Source organism: Amniculibacterium aquaticum, from assembly GCF_003852705.1.
In the GTDB taxonomy this organism is placed as follows: Bacteria; Bacteroidota; Bacteroidia; order Flavobacteriales; family Weeksellaceae; genus Amniculibacterium; species Amniculibacterium aquaticum.
This window is the reverse complement of record NZ_REFA01000017.1, coordinates 34,724-50,162: the sequence shown is the minus strand read 5'-3', so window position 1 is coordinate 50,162 and position 15,439 is coordinate 34,724. Positions and strand designations below refer to the sequence as shown.

The 15,439-nt window shown below is 35.1% G+C and carries 17 protein-coding genes; 13 read left to right on the top strand and 4 right to left on the bottom strand.

The window, feature by feature from the left end; all coding sequences use genetic code 11:
• Window positions 1–435: 435 nt before the first annotated feature.
• A complete protein-coding gene (locus EIY84_RS11900) occupies window positions 436–588 on the bottom strand; it encodes a hypothetical protein (protein WP_241154764.1) in 153 nt (50 codons plus the stop codon).
• Between EIY84_RS11900 and EIY84_RS08655 the strand changes: the two genes are divergently transcribed.
• From EIY84_RS08655 to EIY84_RS08635, 5 genes are all read left to right on the top strand, one after another.
• Entirely contained in the window at window positions 589–1,296 is a 708-nt protein-coding gene (locus EIY84_RS08655) for a hypothetical protein (RefSeq protein ID WP_241154763.1), read from the top strand.
• Window positions 1,297–1,379: 83 nt separating this feature from the next.
• Window positions 1,380–2,099, top strand: a complete 720-nt coding sequence (locus EIY84_RS08650) for a hypothetical protein (RefSeq protein WP_124642239.1) — start codon at window positions 1,380–1,382, stop codon at window positions 2,097–2,099.
• Window positions 2,100–2,851: 752 nt separating this feature from the next.
• Complete coding sequence (locus tag EIY84_RS08645) at window positions 2,852–3,259, top strand: hypothetical protein (RefSeq protein WP_124642237.1); 408 nt, start codon at window positions 2,852–2,854, stop codon at window positions 3,257–3,259.
• Between the two features lie 39 nt (window positions 3,260–3,298).
• Window positions 3,299–4,747: an RHS repeat-associated core domain-containing protein gene (locus EIY84_RS11945; protein ID WP_317124608.1), complete on the top strand. Its 1,449-nt coding sequence runs from the start codon at window positions 3,299–3,301 to the stop codon at window positions 4,745–4,747.
• A gap of 7 nt (window positions 4,748–4,754) precedes the next feature.
• A complete protein-coding gene (locus EIY84_RS08635) occupies window positions 4,755–5,165 on the top strand; it encodes a hypothetical protein (protein ID WP_124642235.1) in 411 nt (136 codons plus the stop codon).
• Between the two features lie 520 nt (window positions 5,166–5,685).
• Here EIY84_RS08635 and EIY84_RS08630 read toward each other — a convergent pair.
• Window positions 5,686–6,237, bottom strand: a complete 552-nt coding sequence (locus tag EIY84_RS08630) for a thioredoxin family protein (protein ID WP_124642233.1) — start codon at window positions 6,235–6,237, stop codon at window positions 5,686–5,688.
• A 93-nt stretch (window positions 6,238–6,330) separates the two neighbouring features.
• On the opposite strand from EIY84_RS08630, the gene EIY84_RS08625 reads away from it, so the two are divergent.
• From EIY84_RS08625 to rplS, 4 genes are all read left to right on the top strand, one after another.
• Window positions 6,331–7,212: a lysophospholipid acyltransferase family protein gene (locus tag EIY84_RS08625; RefSeq protein ID WP_164472027.1), complete on the top strand. Its 882-nt coding sequence runs from the start codon at window positions 6,331–6,333 to the stop codon at window positions 7,210–7,212.
• Window positions 7,213–7,225: 13 nt separating this feature from the next.
• A complete protein-coding gene (locus EIY84_RS08620) occupies window positions 7,226–8,194 on the top strand; it encodes a glycosyltransferase family 2 protein (protein WP_124642231.1) in 969 nt (322 codons plus the stop codon).
• A gap of 7 nt (window positions 8,195–8,201) precedes the next feature.
• Window positions 8,202–8,759, top strand: coding sequence for a 3'-5' exonuclease (locus EIY84_RS08615; RefSeq protein ID WP_241154762.1), 558 nt, complete (start codon window positions 8,202–8,204; stop codon window positions 8,757–8,759).
• Between the two features lie 109 nt (window positions 8,760–8,868).
• Complete coding sequence (rplS, locus tag EIY84_RS08610; RefSeq protein WP_124642229.1) at window positions 8,869–9,222, top strand: 50S ribosomal protein L19; 354 nt, start codon at window positions 8,869–8,871, stop codon at window positions 9,220–9,222.
• Window positions 9,223–9,447: 225 nt separating this feature from the next.
• On the opposite strand, the gene EIY84_RS08605 is transcribed toward rplS, so the two are convergent.
• Window positions 9,448–10,242: a thymidylate synthase gene (locus EIY84_RS08605; RefSeq protein WP_124642227.1), complete on the bottom strand. Its 795-nt coding sequence runs from the start codon at window positions 10,240–10,242 to the stop codon at window positions 9,448–9,450.
• A gap of 158 nt (window positions 10,243–10,400) precedes the next feature.
• The gene (locus EIY84_RS08600; RefSeq protein ID WP_124642224.1) at window positions 10,401–11,990 is read right to left on the bottom strand and encodes a peptide chain release factor 3; all 1,590 of its coding nucleotides are present in this window, start codon (window positions 11,988–11,990) and stop codon (window positions 10,401–10,403) included.
• 144 nt (window positions 11,991–12,134) lie between these two features.
• Here EIY84_RS08600 and EIY84_RS08595 point away from each other — a divergent pair, with 144 nt between their 5' ends.
• From EIY84_RS08595 to EIY84_RS08580, 4 genes are read left to right on the top strand one after another with little or no spacing between them, the layout of a single operon-like run.
• Window positions 12,135–12,995, top strand: coding sequence for a CPBP family intramembrane glutamic endopeptidase (locus EIY84_RS08595; RefSeq protein ID WP_124642222.1), 861 nt, complete (start codon window positions 12,135–12,137; stop codon window positions 12,993–12,995).
• Between the two features lie 2 nt (window positions 12,996–12,997).
• Window positions 12,998–13,570, top strand: coding sequence for an RdgB/HAM1 family non-canonical purine NTP pyrophosphatase (gene rdgB, locus EIY84_RS08590; protein WP_124642220.1), 573 nt, complete (start codon window positions 12,998–13,000; stop codon window positions 13,568–13,570).
• Between the two features lie 16 nt (window positions 13,571–13,586).
• The gene (locus tag EIY84_RS08585) at window positions 13,587–14,501 is read left to right on the top strand and encodes a ribonuclease Z (RefSeq protein WP_124642218.1); all 915 of its coding nucleotides are present in this window, start codon (window positions 13,587–13,589) and stop codon (window positions 14,499–14,501) included.
• A 4-nt stretch (window positions 14,502–14,505) separates the two neighbouring features.
• Window positions 14,506–15,273, top strand: a complete 768-nt coding sequence (locus EIY84_RS08580; protein ID WP_124642216.1) for a TIGR02757 family protein — start codon at window positions 14,506–14,508, stop codon at window positions 15,271–15,273.
• Window positions 15,274–15,439 lie beyond the last annotated feature (166 nt).

Sequence of the window (15,439 nt, the reverse complement as noted above, 5' to 3'; positions counted from 1 at the left end):
ATTCTTTTGCATAGAGAAATTTGTAGTTATTTTTCCTCTAATATACTGAATACCAGTCTTTTAAACAAATAATTAACGCCTTTTTTTAAAGGTGTTTATCGATTTTTTTACTTTAAACAAGTTCATAGTCAAAATAATGTTATTTTTGAATCCATAAGAAGGTTTTTTGTTTTACAACCTCTAAGATAATTAGAGTTACTTAAATTCCTTCTTATTTCTTCTATTTAGGACGGGATTGTTCTTTTTAAAAATATTTGCTGAAGGTAAATTTTTTTATATTTTTGAAATGCAAAATTTTGAAAAACAAATTGAAAAACAATTACTAAAAAGTTAATGTCATTTTTATAACATGGAAAAACACCTATTCATATGAAGAAAAAAAATACTCTTGTCGTAGCATTGCTTGGGTTTATAAACCTATCTGCTCAAGAGGTTTTATGGCAAAAAGACGTTCAGTCTTCCACACAAGATTTTTAAAACCAAGTAACCACTACTATAGATGGGCAGTATCTCATCTCTGGAAGTTCTATTCAATCCAATAACCACGATATTTCTGCCAAAAACCAAAACACTGGATATGATTTCCATTTGGTAAAACTAAACCAACAGGGCGAACAGGTTTGGGAAAAGTACTTTTCGGGAAAAAACCATGATTTTATCGGATCAACTGTTGCCACTCAAGAAGGAGGATTTATTGTTTCAGGAACCACTTATTCAAATGTGGGATTAGATAAAAAACAAGAATCTAATGGAGGATCAGATATTTGGTTGATTCGCCTCAATGAATTTGGAGATGAACTTTGGCAGAAAACCATAGGAACTAGCTCTGATGAAGAATCACGAGCAGTTATTCAAACAACGGATTTAGGTTTTGTTATTGCAGGAAATGTTCAAAATTCTGCTAAGGGATATGGCTCCAAAGATGTCCTCATTATAAGACTGGATAAAAATGGAAAGGAACTTTCACAAATTATTTTGGGAGGTAAAGGCTTAGATGAAGTAGAAAAAATGATTCCCACCAAAGATGGAGGAGCATTACTTGGAATTTACTCCCGAAGTGATATAGGGGGTTCAAAAAAGACTGAAAATAATGGAGAGGGAGATTATTGGATTGTTAAGATTTCGAAGGATAATAAGGTTGAGTGGGAGAAAAATTTTGGAGGAAACGGGGATGATCATTTGAGAACCATAGCTTTAACTTCAACGGGGTATATTATTGGAGGCGAAAGCCGTTCCGAAAAATCGGGGATGATATTGCAACACCATGGGGAACCAACTCCCATTGGCAGGCGGTAACACAAAGTCTTGATACTGGAGGAAGTTCTGGTGGTGGTGGCGGTTTTGTCGCTACCAATCATTGGACAGGAAGTTATAGTTCCATGAATCCTGGCGGAACCTATAATCCTATTGGAGGCAGTGGAAGTTTGGTAGGCAGTTATGTTAATTTTTCTGGTGGTTTTCATCATGCAGGAGGTAATGTAAGTTATGCAAATGGTGGTTTTTATTACAACTGGTGGACTGGTGGCGGTAGCATACCAGGAGGAATGGATTTGGGGACTTGGCATAGAAAGTTTGTGAGTACCGCGGATAAGTTTGGGAATTGGACGGTAGGTGTTTCTAATAATATTGATTCTTTTTCTGATAGATTAATAAAAACAACTGTTGGCGAAGCTATAGCATTTACTGAAAAAAACTTTAACGGGGGTCTTGGATATACAGATGTAGCTGTAAAAGGATATAATAGAATCCCTAATGATTTTAAACGTAAAATGGCTTACGAGCTTTCTAAAATTACTAATATGAAGTCTGGGAAAATTTATCAAAACAGCAAGGCATTTATGAGCAAAGCAGGGAAAGTGGCTGGAAAGTTAGGTAAATTAAGTACAGCATTGTCTGCTGTTGCTGGTCTAGCAGATTGGTTAGATGATGGAAATGTAAAAACTTCTACAGCTGTAAATCTTGGTCTTTTAACAGTAGGTTTAGCTTTTCCTGTTACAGCACCATTTGTTTTAGCTTATGGGGTTTTAGATTATACTTTTGATATTGGAGATAAACTAGATGCTCAATTTGGCGGTATAAATACACATATCTATGATTAAATCAATAATAAAACAGTGGCTATTCATTAATTACTGTGGACAGAAGATAGGACAATTTAAAGGTGCAGATTTAAAGGAGTCTTTACTTAATATTACTACTTCCAATATTTCATTTGTTGTTTACGGAATTATTAGCCTTATATGTTTTGAATTAGGTTTTAGAAGCATATTTTCTATTATGGTCATAGCTGTTCCCTTTGAGTTTTTGGTTACCAGACGATTAATAAAAAAGTATATTTTGACAATTTTTTCTATGCAAGAACTGGAAAGTCTTTATAAGGTAACTCCTCGATGGAAAAGAATACTGTTTTTTATTTCGGCAATTTTCATTGTAATATGCAGTGTTGCTCTTTTTATATTGATACTTTCAAGTGCAAGATTTTTTAAATGATTAAATGTTTATGCTGCCCCCAAAAAATCGTACAATTTTTACAAATCAATTATTAATTAAAAGGATAAGTCAATAATGTTATTTTTGAATCCATAAGAAGGTTTTTTGTTTTACAACCTCTAAGATAATTAGAGTTACTTAAATACCTTCTTATTTCTTCTATTTAGGACGGGATTGAAGGTGCAACTGATAAAAATGGGCTAACAGCAGGTGATGTTGTTAAAGTTGGAATAGGATTGGTAACAACTTTTACCCCATATGGATGGGTATATGGCGCAATAGATTTGACAGTTGGCTTAACTACAGGTACTACATTGACAGATAGAATTGGAGCAGGTATTGATAATACAATTTTAGGAAGATGGTAATTATTAGAAAAATTAAGAATTTATTTGATTATATGTATTATCGTATTTATAAATTTTATTATAAATGGGATAAAGATACTGGCATTACAGCTGCAATAGGATTAAGTATGTTTCAATCCACATCATTAGCCGTTATAATAATATTATTTATTAAAATTTTATATAATAAATCTGAAATGGTAGGCAACTCAAAAAACATATCGTTAGGTTGGGGGTTGATATTTTTAGTGTTAACTTTTATTAACGATGAAATTTATTCAACAAAAGTTAAAAAAAATCTTGAAAACAAATGGAAACAAGAATTAAGTGAAATTAAAAAAAAACGAGGTTGGTTAATTTTTTCACTTTTATTATTTCCGTTGCTTATTCTTTTAATTTTAGGTATTTTGAATAAATATTGATTTTATTGATACGATAACAATGGAAACCAAACTTCTAATTTGGACAAAGGTGTTACAGGAATTACCTATAATTTCCTGAATCTTCCAATGGCAATAACTACCAATAACGGACAAAATGTTTCCTACCAATATAGAGCAGATGGCACAAAGATAAAAAAAGTAGTAGGCAGCAAAACCATCGATTATTTGGACGGATTTGTTTATGAAACCGTATCCAGTACTACTACATTACAGTTTTATCCAAATGCAGAAGGATACTATGATTTTAAAAACGCCAAGTATATTTACAATTACAAAGACCATTTAGGAAATGTAAGACTTAGCTATACCAAAAACAGCAGCGGAGCAGCGGTAGTGCTAGAAGAAAACAACTATTATCCTTTTGGGCTAAAGCACGATGGGTACAACACGGGGAATACCGGCAACCCGTCGTATACCCATAAGTATAATGGAAAAGAATTGCAGGAAAACGGCATGTATGATTACGGCTGGCGAAACTACCAACCCGAGCTGGGAAGATGGTTTGGCATAGATCAGTTGGCAGAAAAGTACCATAGCTTTAGTCCCTATGCGTATGTGGTTAATAATCCCATCATGATGATTGATCCCGATGGAAGATATACCTCGCAAATACAAAGCCTTAAAGACTCTATGCCCAATATTTATTCTGGATGGGAGTATGTAGAAGGAATTAATTTTGGAGATTGGCATAATTTTGCGAGTGGTGCCCAGTTTAGTGCTTTTGTACAATATGTCGCAGCCAATGGTGGCGGTGGCGGCGGATTTGGAGGTGGTTCTGGTGTTGGTTCTGGTGCTGCATCTGGTAGTTTCGGTTATAATGGCGGAAATTTTGGAAGCGGTAATGATGGTCTCAACACTATCGATATACCTGAAGTTATTGTTAGAGGAAAAGGTTGGGGACAACAATTGCAAGATCATTTTAATGCTTTTATGCATGATTGGAATTCTAAGTATGGGAATGATAAATACGGATGGGATTATGCTGCTGATAGATTATGGAATACTGCAAAACTAGCAGCCAACTCTACTGATTTTGTACATAGTGGTATGGCAGCAGCAAGCTATAGTAAATACGGTTGGTTAGATGCTAAAGGAAATTACCATAGGATGAGTGAACTAGCAAAGCAAGCTAATGGTAAATTCTTGCGAGGGGTACAAGGAAAAAGAATATCTGCTGCTACTGCAAAAGCATTTTCAGGATCATTAGGAAAAATAGCAAAAAAGGCAGGTTTTGCGGGTTATGTTTTAGATGGTGCCGAAGCAGTTTATGATGGTAAAATAACGGCAGGTGAAGTTTCCAAAATGACAATAAATGTTGTATCCGCATATGCGGGGCCTGTTGGCTGGATTTGGATGGGCGCAGATATTGGGGTTGCATTTTTTAATGATGGGAAGGGTCTAAATGATATGATAGCTGAGGAAATCGATAATAGTTTAGGAAATAATGCAACATTAATTAAATTTTAATTTACACATGGAAAAAATTAAAAAAGTATTTAGATATATTTATTGGATATTTGCACATCAGAATTACAGGATTTTTGGGGAGAGCGGAGATAATGGGGTGTATGTTATCGCCATTTTTATAATGTCCATAATATTTTTTTTATTTTCTGTAATTAGGGTACTACTCTTTGATAACGAAAGTTTCACAGATGTTTCCGGTTATAATTTTAAAAATATTTTTAAATTATCATTTTTAATTATCGGATTTACAATATATTATGTTGTAAGAAAGAAAACTAAACATATTCCAATAAAAAATAATCCAGAATTTTTAAACATAAGTAAAAAGAAAAGGATATTCCATACTATTATATTTTTCATATTATGGCTGTTTTCTGCAGTTTCTTTTGTCTTTATATTGAACCTTGCAAACCAATGATATTGTATCAAAGTTCGCAGCTTTAAATATAAATCCTTTTTAAAATATGAAAAAAATTAAAAAATTTTTCAGATACATTTATTGACTTGGAGCCAACGTACAATATTAATACTTTGGTGAGAGTGGAGAAAATGGTATATATATAATAGTAATGTTAGTAATTACATTTTTATTAAATATTTTTGCTTTTTTAAGAGTTCTAATTTATGGACATATTAGTTTAGGAAAAACATCAGTAGTTGAAAAATTGATAGTTGTTTTTAGTGTTTTATTATTGAACTTGTTTAAAGTAAAAAAATCGATAAATACTTGTAAAAAAAGGCATCAATTACTTGTTTAAAAGACTGGTGCTCAACATTATTACAAATCAATTATTAATTAAAAGGATAAGTCAATAATGTTATTTTTGAATCCATAAGAAGGTTTTTTGTTTTACAACCTCTAAGATAATTAGAGTTACTTAAATACCTTCTTATTTCTTCTATTTAGGACGGGATTGATCCAAGTACAATTCAAAATTTTACTTGGATGCTTCTGCCCATTTTTCGAAAAATTCTTTCACTTTATCCACACTGTATCCTTTGCCTTCCTCGAAACCAGAACTCTCTTGTACATGGATCATTTCTCCGTTTTTATTCAGAATAATAAATACAGGATATCCGTATTTTTCTCCTGGATTACCGTACTTTTCGAATAGTGCTTCATTTTTATTATCCGGAGACCAATTGAGGTGATAGTACAAGAAATGCTTATCCACAAATGATTTTAACTCTGGAGTATCTTGAACAAATTGGTTAAAGCGCAGACACCAAATGCACCAGTTACCCCCGGCTTGCACGATGATATTCTTATTTTCAGCTTGAGCTTTTTCTATCAATTTCGACAATTCAACCTCTGCATTTTCTTTGGGATTATACGGTTTTATCAACCTCGCTTTTTCAGCTTCTAGAGCTTTCTTTTTCTCGGCAACCGACAATTCTACTTTTTTTTCATCTTTCTTTTTCTGAGCCTGAACCGACAAGCCTAGCATGACGAAAGAAAGAACAGCTAATTTTAAAACAGTATTTTTCATAATTTTTTATTTTTTTTAACAAGACCAAAAGTACAATTTAAAAAGAATTTAAACTTTGGTATGATGGATAATTCTTTAAATTTGCAATTGCATATGAAATTATTGTTCCAAATTGTTTTACTGATCTCCAGATTGCCGTTAAAAATTCATTATTTTTTTTCGGACTTTCTATTTTACACCAATTATTATTTGGTAGGTTATCGTAAAAAAGTGGTGTACAACAACTTGAAAAACTCTTTTCCTGAAAAGTCAGACCAAGAACTAAAATCCGTTAGTAAAGCTTTTTTTAGAAATTTCACCGATTATCTTGTAGAAACGGTGAAATCCTTTACCATTTCTTCAAATGAACTTAGAGTTCGAGTTCAGCACATCAACCAAGAGGTTTTTCATCAAGCAAAATCCGAAGGGAAAAATATCATTTTACTTACAGGTCATGTATTCAACTGGGAGTGGTTCAATGCTTTATCTACAATTTTACCTCAAAAAAACACCTATGCTGTTTACAGAAAAGTGAACAATTCTTTTTGGGAAGATCAGATAAAAAAAATCCGTGGAAACTACGGAAACCAAGCGATTGAAGCCAACGATGTACTAAAACACATTTTTAGAAACACCAACGACGGCAATTCGGTCTACATGTTTGTTGCCGATCCCAGTCCGCATGTGGATATGGTCGATTATGGAGTGAATTTCCTGAACCAAAGGACTCCTGCTTTTATCGGTTACGACAAATTGGCAACCCGAATGGATTATCACTTTATCTATTGTGATATGAAAAAGGTGAAGCGAGGCTATTATCAAGTCAATTATTATCGAATTTTCCCGGATGGCGAAAAATTTAAAGAATTTGAAGTGGTCAATAAATTCCACAGAATGTTAGAAGCAACCATTAGAAAAAATCCGGACAATTACCTGTGGAGCCATAGAAAATGGAAATACCAACACGCCATCAAAAGAATGGAAAATCTAAACTAAATCCTTAAAAAATTTGAAAAGACTTGCTGTTGTTATCCTGAATTGGAACGGAAAATCGTGGTTGGAGAAATTTCTACCCACTGTGGTAGAGCATTCTAAAACTACAGACATCTACATCATAGACAATGCTTCTACGGATGACAGTTTGGATTTCATCAAACAAAATTATCCTGAAATAAAGATCATCGTAAACAACAAAAACTACGGATTTGCAGGGGGATACAACGAAGGTTTAATGAAAATAGATACTGAGTTTTATTGCCTGCTCAACTCGGATGTAGAAGCTACGGAAAATTGGATTGATCCTGTTATCGCTCTTTTCGACAAAGACCAAAACATCGCTGCTGTACAGCCAAAAATAAAATCGTATCACAATAGAGACCATTTCGAATTTGCAGGAGCTGCCGGTGGATTAATCGACAATTTGGGATATCCCTACTGTCGCGGTCGTGTTTTTGACCACTTGGAAAAAGACCTTGGGCAATTTGATGACGAAACGGAAATCTTCTGGGCCTCAGGTTGTGCTTTATTCATACGGTCTAAAGATTTTTGGGATCAAAAAGGATTTGACGCCCGCTTTTTTGCCCATCAAGAAGAAATTGATCTTTGTTGGAGGCTTATCAATTCGGGGAGAAAAATTTTTTATACTTACAAATCTGAGGTTTACCATGTAGGCGGTGGGACGCTTAACAAACAATCACCACAAAAAACCTACCTCAACTTCAGAAACAATCTGAGCATGATGCTTAAAAACTTACCTTTCCCACAGGTGTTTTTCATCATTTTTATACGACTTTGCCTGGACGGTCTTGCAGGATTGCATTTTTGGAAGCAAATGGGATTTTCACATCTTTGGGCTGTGGTACGAGCACATTTCGCATTCTACGGCCAAGCTTTACAAACTTGGAAACTTAGGCAAAAATCACAAAAAAAGAAATTCTACAACAATAAATACTTAATTTTCAAGCATTTTTTAAAATAAAAACCAAATGATTAATTTTTGTGCAATAGATTTTGAAACGGCTACCCATGAAAGAAATTCGGCTTGTGAAATCGGAATTTCTTTGGTGGAAAATGGAAGCATTGTATTGTCGAAATCTTGGTTAATAAAACCACCCAGTTTCCCCTACTTCAACCGACACAACATTGCAGTACACGGAATATCTCCGGACGATGTGGAAAATTCAGAAACCTTTGAAGGCATTTGGGCAGAAGTACAAAATCTTATTGGCAACCACATGCTGATCGCACACAATGCGAGTTTTGATGCCGGTGTACTTCGAGCTTGTCTGGATTATTACAACATTCCTAAGCCCAGCATCAATTATCTTTGTTCTTTACAAATTGCAAAAAAATCTTGGCTTGGACTCAAGAGTTATGGTTTGGGCAACCTTGCACAAGTTCATCAAATTGACTTCAAACATCACAGAGCAGGCGATGATGCCGAAGTTTGTGCTAAAATTTCTCTATTGGGCTTTCAGCAAATGTTGCTTAGAAACAATGAAGACATCCACTCGTGTTTTAAAAACAACATTAAAATTTTGTAATTAATTTACTTGTTTATTTACAAAAAAATATTAATTTTGCCGACTGTTATCCAACCTCTGACGAAAGCCGTGAATGTTGTTTGACTTTAACATTTTATATTATATAAAAATGGATTTATTAAAGTATGTACAAGATAAGTACATTGCGAAAAAAGAATTCCCTGCATTCAAAGCAGGAGACACAATTACTGTGTATTACGAAATTAAAGAAGGTAACAAAACAAGAACTCAGTTCTTCAAAGGAACTGTAATCCAGTTGAGAGGTACCGGAGCTACTAAAACTTTTACCATCAGAAAAATGAGTGGTGATGTTGGTGTAGAAAGAGTATTCCCGATCAACCTACCTGCTTTACAAAAAATTGAAGTGGACAGAAGAGGTAAAGTTAGAAGAGCAAGAATCTACTACTTTAGAGCTCTTAGAGGTAAGAAAGCTAGAATTAAGGATGTTCCTTACAAAAAGTAATCTTTCCCCAGAAGAAAAAATGGACCGTCAAATTTTTGACGGTTTTTTTTATGCTTCAAATAAAAAGTTAAACAATATTTAATTTAGGGTGATTTTCCTCTTTTGCGAAGATTAAAAAGCTTATACATTTGACACATACTTTCTATTTTCTTCAAAACACAAGATGATGACTAATAAAGCCGGTAAATAAATGCCGGCTTTATTTTTTTATTACTGTTGCTCCTATTAAATTGCTACGGGCGCTTTAATTCCTGGATGTGGATTGTAATTTTCCAAAGTAAAATCATCATAATCAAAATCGAAAATGGATTTAATATTTGGATTTAATTTCATGGTTGGCAACTCTCTCGTTTCTCTAGAAAGTTGTCTTTTTACTTGTTCGAAATGATTGTTATATATATGAACATCGCCGAAGGAATGTACAAAATCTCCCAATTCTAGTCCACAAACTTGTGCCACCATCATTTGTAACAATGTATAGCTTGCAATGTTAAACGGGACACCAAGAAATACATCTGCAGATCTTTGGTAAAGCTGCAAAGACAATTTACCATCGTTCACATAAAACTGAAAAAAGGCATGACAAGGTGCCAGCGCCATTTTGGGCAACTCAGCAACATTCCAAGCAGAGACGATCAATCTTCTGGAGTCCGGATTTTTTTTAATTTGGTCGATAACTTCAGTAATCTGATCCACAACTTTTCCATCTGCACCCAACCAACTTCTCCATTGCGCACCATAAACCGGTCCCAAATCTCCGTTTTCATCAGCCCATTCGTCCCAAATACTTACTCCATGATCTTTCAGATATTGGATATTGGTATCACCTTTCAAAAACCATAACAATTCGTAAATTATTGATTTAAGATGCACTTTTTTGGTCGTTACCAACGGAAAACCTTTGGACAAATCATAACGAAGCTGATACCCAAAAACACTTCTAGTACCAGTACCCGTTCTGTCCGTTTTGTCGGAACCGTTGTCCAAAATATGTTGTAATAAATCAAGATAATTCTGCATGGCTTTTTTTTAAGATGAAAAAATTAAAGATTCTAAAATTAATAAAATTTTGAAACTAAAATTAAGAGCTCGTTTAAAATTTTACCGAAATTATAATTCGGCTATTTCTAATCTTTCTTATCTGCCTTTTTGTATAGATATAAAATTTAAACAGGTTCTTAATTTTTGTATTCACTGATAAAATGAAGCTTCACATTTGGGAATTTTTCCTGAGTCATGTGAATGGTAAAAGAAGAATCGGCCAAGAAAACCAATTGGTTGTACTTATCTCTAGCTAAAAATCTTTGTTTCAATCGAGCAAATTCTCGGAATTCTTCAGATCTCTCATCGGCTTCTACCCAACACGCTTTGTGCATTGAAAGGGTTTCGTAGCTGCATTTAGCGCCGTATTCGTGTTCCAATCGGTATTGGATTACTTCGTACTGCAAAGCTCCTACGGTACCAATAATTTTTCTACCGTTCATTTCTAAAGTAAACAGCTGTGCGACTCCTTCGTCCATCAACTGGTCGATTCCTTTTGCCAATTGCTTCGCTTTCAAAGGATCGGTATTGTTAATGTAACGGAAATGTTCCGGTGAGAAGCTCGGAATTCCTTTGAACTGAATTTTTTCTCCAGCCGTCAAAGTATCGCCAATTCTGAAATTTCCTGTATCATGAAGCCCAACGATATCTCCAGGGAAGGACTCGTCCACCACTTCTTTTTTATCTGCAAAAAATGCATTGGGCGAAGAGAATTTCATCTTCTTTCCTTCTCGTACCAAAAGGTAGTTTTCGTTCTTTTTAAAAGTTCCGGAAACAATCTTCACAAAAGCCAAACGGTCTCTGTGCTTGGGATCCATATTGGCGTGAATTTTAAATACAAAACCTGTAAAATTCTTTTCTTCTGGCTTTACAATTCTTTCTTCCGTTTCTTTAGGTTGAGGCATCGGAGCAATGTCGATAAAGGCATCCAACAATTCTCTAACTCCGAAATTATGCAATGCCGAACCGAAAAATACCGGTTGCAAATCGCCTTTCATATAATCGTCTCGGTTGAATTCTGGATAGACAGATTCCACCAATTCCAATTCGTCTCTTAGGGTTTGTGCCGCTTTTTCCCCAATCATTTCATCAACTTGGGCATCGGCAACATCAGTTATCCTAATGGATTCACCAATTTTTTGTTTTTTTTCTTCCAAGAAAAATTCAATATTTTTCTCCCATATGTTGTAGATCCCTTGGAAATCGGCTCCCATACCAATAGGTAACGAAAGAGGGCAAACGGTAAGTCCCAATTTTTGCTCCACCTCATCCAAAAGATCAAAGGCATCTTTTCCTTCCCTATCCAATTTGTTGATGAAGACCAGCATTGGGATGTTTCTCATACGACAAACCTGTACCAATTTTTCAGTTTGCTCCTCAACCCCTTTGGCAACATCAATCACCACAATAACAGAATCAACCGCTGTTAAAGTTCTGTAAGTGTCCTCAGCAAAATCCTTATGTCCAGGAGTATCTAAAATATTAATTTTATGATCCTTATACTCAAATGCCAATACCGAAGTCGCAACAGAAATCCCTCTTTGTCTTTCGATTTCCATAAAGTCGGAAGTCGCTCCTTTCTTTATTTTATTGGATTTAACTGCACCCGCTTCCTGAATTGCTCCCCCAAAAAGGAGTAATTTTTCCGTTAAGGTAGTTTTTCCGGCATCGGGGTGGGAAATAATTCCGAAGGTTTTTCTCTTGGCAATTTCTTGTAGTAAAGACATTATTTGAAATTTTGTATATAAAATTGTTTGCAAAAATCGTGATTTTTAACGAGATGTGAAAATATTGAAGCGGTTAGAATTTTGCTTTTTTTTAGTTTTTTGACTTTCAAAAAATTATCTTTGCGTATATTTTTAATTTACTCCATGATTTCAAACGAAAACACCGTCCAACATCCAAATGCAATCCCACCTTTCAAAATGGGTTGGTCAGAAATATCCGTTTTGGCGGGAGGCTTTATCTTTGGTCAAATAGCAACCGGCATCTTGGCATTAATCCTTGGAAGTGCGAGCGATGAAAATGTACTAAAATCTTCTTGGTTTATGCCCATTGCCTATCTTTTTACCATGGGTTTCCCTCTGGTTGTATTCTATTTCACTTTATTAAAACCCAAAGGATTTTCCTTTCCCTTACCGTTGAAAGGTTCAAATTTTATCGTTTCTATTTTGGCTTTAGCGATGATGATCGGGATGATGTTGGTCTCGGAATTCATCGTTTCTTTGATCCCAATTTCCGGACCTTGGTTTGGTTCATGGTACGAAAGTTTCTCCGAGCAAATGGAAAGCATCTCTACATCAACCATAAGTATGGTCGTGATGACGGTCGTTTTTGCACCCATTTTAGAAGAATTATTATTCCGAGGAATTATCTTGAAAGGAATGCTGAATAAGGGTGTTAATCCCAAAAATGCCATACTCATTTCGGCTCTTATATTTGGAGCCATTCACGGTTATCCTTGGCAAGCCGTAGGTGCTTTTTTCTTGGGAATTATTCTGGGGTGGATTTATGAAAGAACAGAATCTCTGCTCTTGCCCATTATGCTTCACGCATTCAACAACGGGATTGCGTCCATTATGATTTCAAATCTGAAAACAGAAAGTTTTTCCGCTGCTCTTCATACTTCAGACTTTATCATTTTAGCGATAGGTGCAGTGGTCTTATCCATTTCTGCCTATTATTTTTATCAAAAAACAAATTCGAACACTACTAATTTTCTATCAAAATAAACATGAAAAACCTTTTAGTTGCCACTCATAATCTTCATAAAAAAGAAGAAATTCAACAAATTTTAGGAAAAGATTTCTTGGTGAAAAGTCTTTCAGATTTTGACCTTCACGATGAAATTATCGAAGACGGATTAACTTTTGAAGCCAATGCCCAGATCAAAGCGCAATACTGTTTTGAGAAAACCGGAATTCCTTCTATTGGTGACGATTCTGGACTGGTAATAGAAGCCCTAGACGGAAGACCTGGTATTTTTTCAGCTCGTTATGCCGGAAATCACGATTTTGAAAAAAACATATCCAAAGTTTTGGGCGAAATGGAAAATGTGGAGAATAGAAAAGCGTATTTCATCACCGTTTTATGTCTTTTTGATGAAAACGGAGCACAATTTTTTGAAGGTACAGTTCATGGAAATATCCTGACTGAAAATAAGGGGCATCAAGGTTTTGGATACGATCCGATTTTCGTTCCGGAAGGTCATGAAATCACTTTTGCAGAAATGCAACCCGAAGAAAAAAATAAAATTAGCCACAGAAAAAAAGCTTTTGACAAATTTTTAAAAGTCATAGCTGAATAAAAAAACATTACAAATTTTGAGTACTAAACTTACAATATTGGGTTTCAATTCGGCCATTCCGACCGTTAATTCTTCGCCAACAGCACAAATTTTGGAAATGGAAGAGCGACACTTTCTGATCGATTGTGGCGAGGGAACCCAAGTACAACTGAGAAAGGCAAAAGCCAAATTTTCCAAGATCAACAACATCTTTATCTCCCACTTGCACGGAGATCATTGTTTTGGTCTGCCGGGGCTTATTTCTTCATTTAGATTATTGGGCAGGGAAACGCCTTTGCACATTTATGGACCGAAAGGTATAAAAGAAATGTTGGAAACCATTTTCAGACTTTCAGAAACCAACAAAGGCTTTGAATTGGTGTACCATGAATTGAGTTCAAAAAACTCAGAAAAAATTTTTGAAGACCAAAGAATTGAGGTTTTTACCATTCCGCTCGATCACAGAATCTATTGCAACGGCTATCTTTTCAAGGAAAAACCAAAGGAAAGACACCTGAACATGGTGGAAATTTCAAAATATCCGGAAATTGAAACCTGCGACTACCACAACCTCAAAAGAGGAAAAGATTTTGTACTGAGCGATGGTTTTGTACTGAAAAACGAAAGCCTTACAACAGAACCCAGCCCTTCGGTTTCGTATGCTTTTTGCAGCGATACCCGATATTCAGAAAAAATAATCCCTACCATCAAAGGTGTTGATGTCTTGTACCACGAAGCCACTTTCTTACACGATCTAAAAGAAATGGCCGATTATACCGGACACTCCACAGCTTTGGAAGCCGCTACGATTGCAAAAAAAGCTGAAGTTGGCAAACTGATTTTAGGACACTTTTCCAACCGATATTTGGACACTTCCGTTTTCAAAGCTGAAGCCCAAACGGTATTTGAAAATTCAGTAGTTCCAAAAATTTTAGAGGAATTCAAATTTTAATTTGATGAAATTAGAAGAACTAAAAATTTTCTTAGACGAAAAAGAAAATCTTTACAACCGTCCCGATTTTATCGAAAACGATCCAATACAAATTCCGCATCTTTTCACAGAAAAACAAGATATAGAAATTGCAGGATTTCTTGCATCCATCATCGCTTGGGGCAATAGAAAATCCATCATCAACGACGCACATAAAATGTTGAATTTCATGGGAAACTCGCCCTATGATTTTGTAATGAATTTCACCAAAAAAGATTTGAAAAACCTGTCGGACAAAGCCATTCACCGGACTTTTTCAGCCGAAGACTTCCAATCGTTTCTGTGGAATTTGAAAAGAATTTATCAAGAAAACAACAGCTTGGAAACTTTGTTTCTGTTAAATGATAACGAAAGCAATTGCTACCACAGCATCGAAAGGTTTAGAGTCTCATTTTTAGGTGACAATCTTTTGCATCGATCCCAAAAACACATTGCATCACCGTATAAAAATTCATCTGCAAAAAGGCTGATGATGTTCCTGAGGTGGATGGTAAGGCAAGACAAAAAAGGAGTTGATTTTGGTATTTGGAAAAGCATTTCACCATCGGTTCTATCCATCCCACTCGATGTGCACACCGGAAACATCTCCCGAAGACTAAACCTAGTCCATAGAAAACAAAACGACTGGAAAACCGTGGAAGAACTGGACAAAACTCTAAGAATCCTTGATCCAAAAGATCCCGCGAAGTACGACTTTGCCTTGTTTGGTTTGGGAGTTACTGGGGAGTTGTAGAAACTTAAATACCAATAGGTAAATTATTTCATTATTGTCCAATGAAAATAAATACAATTGACAGGTCGCTCCTTTAGAGCTTTACTTTCTTTAATAAATATTAACTATTAGCAGTTTTACTCCTATCGGAGTTATATCTGGTCTCGGAGAGATCTACTGATAATAG

Excerpts from the sequence above, each read along its gene's own strand:
- rdgB (WP_124642220.1), top strand. The coding sequence starts at position 12,998 with ATGAAAAACCTTTTAGTTGCCACTCATAATCTTCATAAAAAAGAAGAA.
- EIY84_RS08625 (WP_164472027.1), top strand. The coding sequence starts at position 6,331 with ATGAAATTATTGTTCCAAATTGTTTTACTGATCTCCAGATTGCCGTTA.
- EIY84_RS08600 (WP_124642224.1), bottom strand. The coding sequence starts at position 11,990 with ATGTCTTTACTACAAGAAATTGCCAAGAGAAAAACCTTCGGAATTATT.
- EIY84_RS08605 (WP_124642227.1), bottom strand. The coding sequence starts at position 10,242 with ATGCAGAATTATCTTGATTTATTACAACATATTTTGGACAACGGTTCC.
- EIY84_RS11900 (WP_241154764.1), bottom strand. The coding sequence starts at position 588 with ATGGAAATCATATCCAGTGTTTTGGTTTTTGGCAGAAATATCGTGGTT.
- EIY84_RS08580 (WP_124642216.1), top strand. The coding sequence starts at position 14,506 with ATGAAATTAGAAGAACTAAAAATTTTCTTAGACGAAAAAGAAAATCTT.
- EIY84_RS08645 (WP_124642237.1), top strand. The coding sequence starts at position 2,852 with ATGGTAATTATTAGAAAAATTAAGAATTTATTTGATTATATGTATTAT.
- EIY84_RS08615 (WP_241154762.1), top strand. The coding sequence starts at position 8,202 with ATGATTAATTTTTGTGCAATAGATTTTGAAACGGCTACCCATGAAAGA.
- EIY84_RS08595 (WP_124642222.1), top strand. The coding sequence starts at position 12,135 with ATGATTTCAAACGAAAACACCGTCCAACATCCAAATGCAATCCCACCT.
- rplS (WP_124642229.1), top strand. The coding sequence starts at position 8,869 with ATGGATTTATTAAAGTATGTACAAGATAAGTACATTGCGAAAAAAGAA.
- EIY84_RS08650 (WP_124642239.1), top strand. The coding sequence starts at position 1,380 with ATGAATCCTGGCGGAACCTATAATCCTATTGGAGGCAGTGGAAGTTTG.
- EIY84_RS08630 (WP_124642233.1), bottom strand. The coding sequence starts at position 6,237 with ATGAAAAATACTGTTTTAAAATTAGCTGTTCTTTCTTTCGTCATGCTA.
- EIY84_RS08635 (WP_124642235.1), top strand. The coding sequence starts at position 4,755 with ATGGAAAAAATTAAAAAAGTATTTAGATATATTTATTGGATATTTGCA.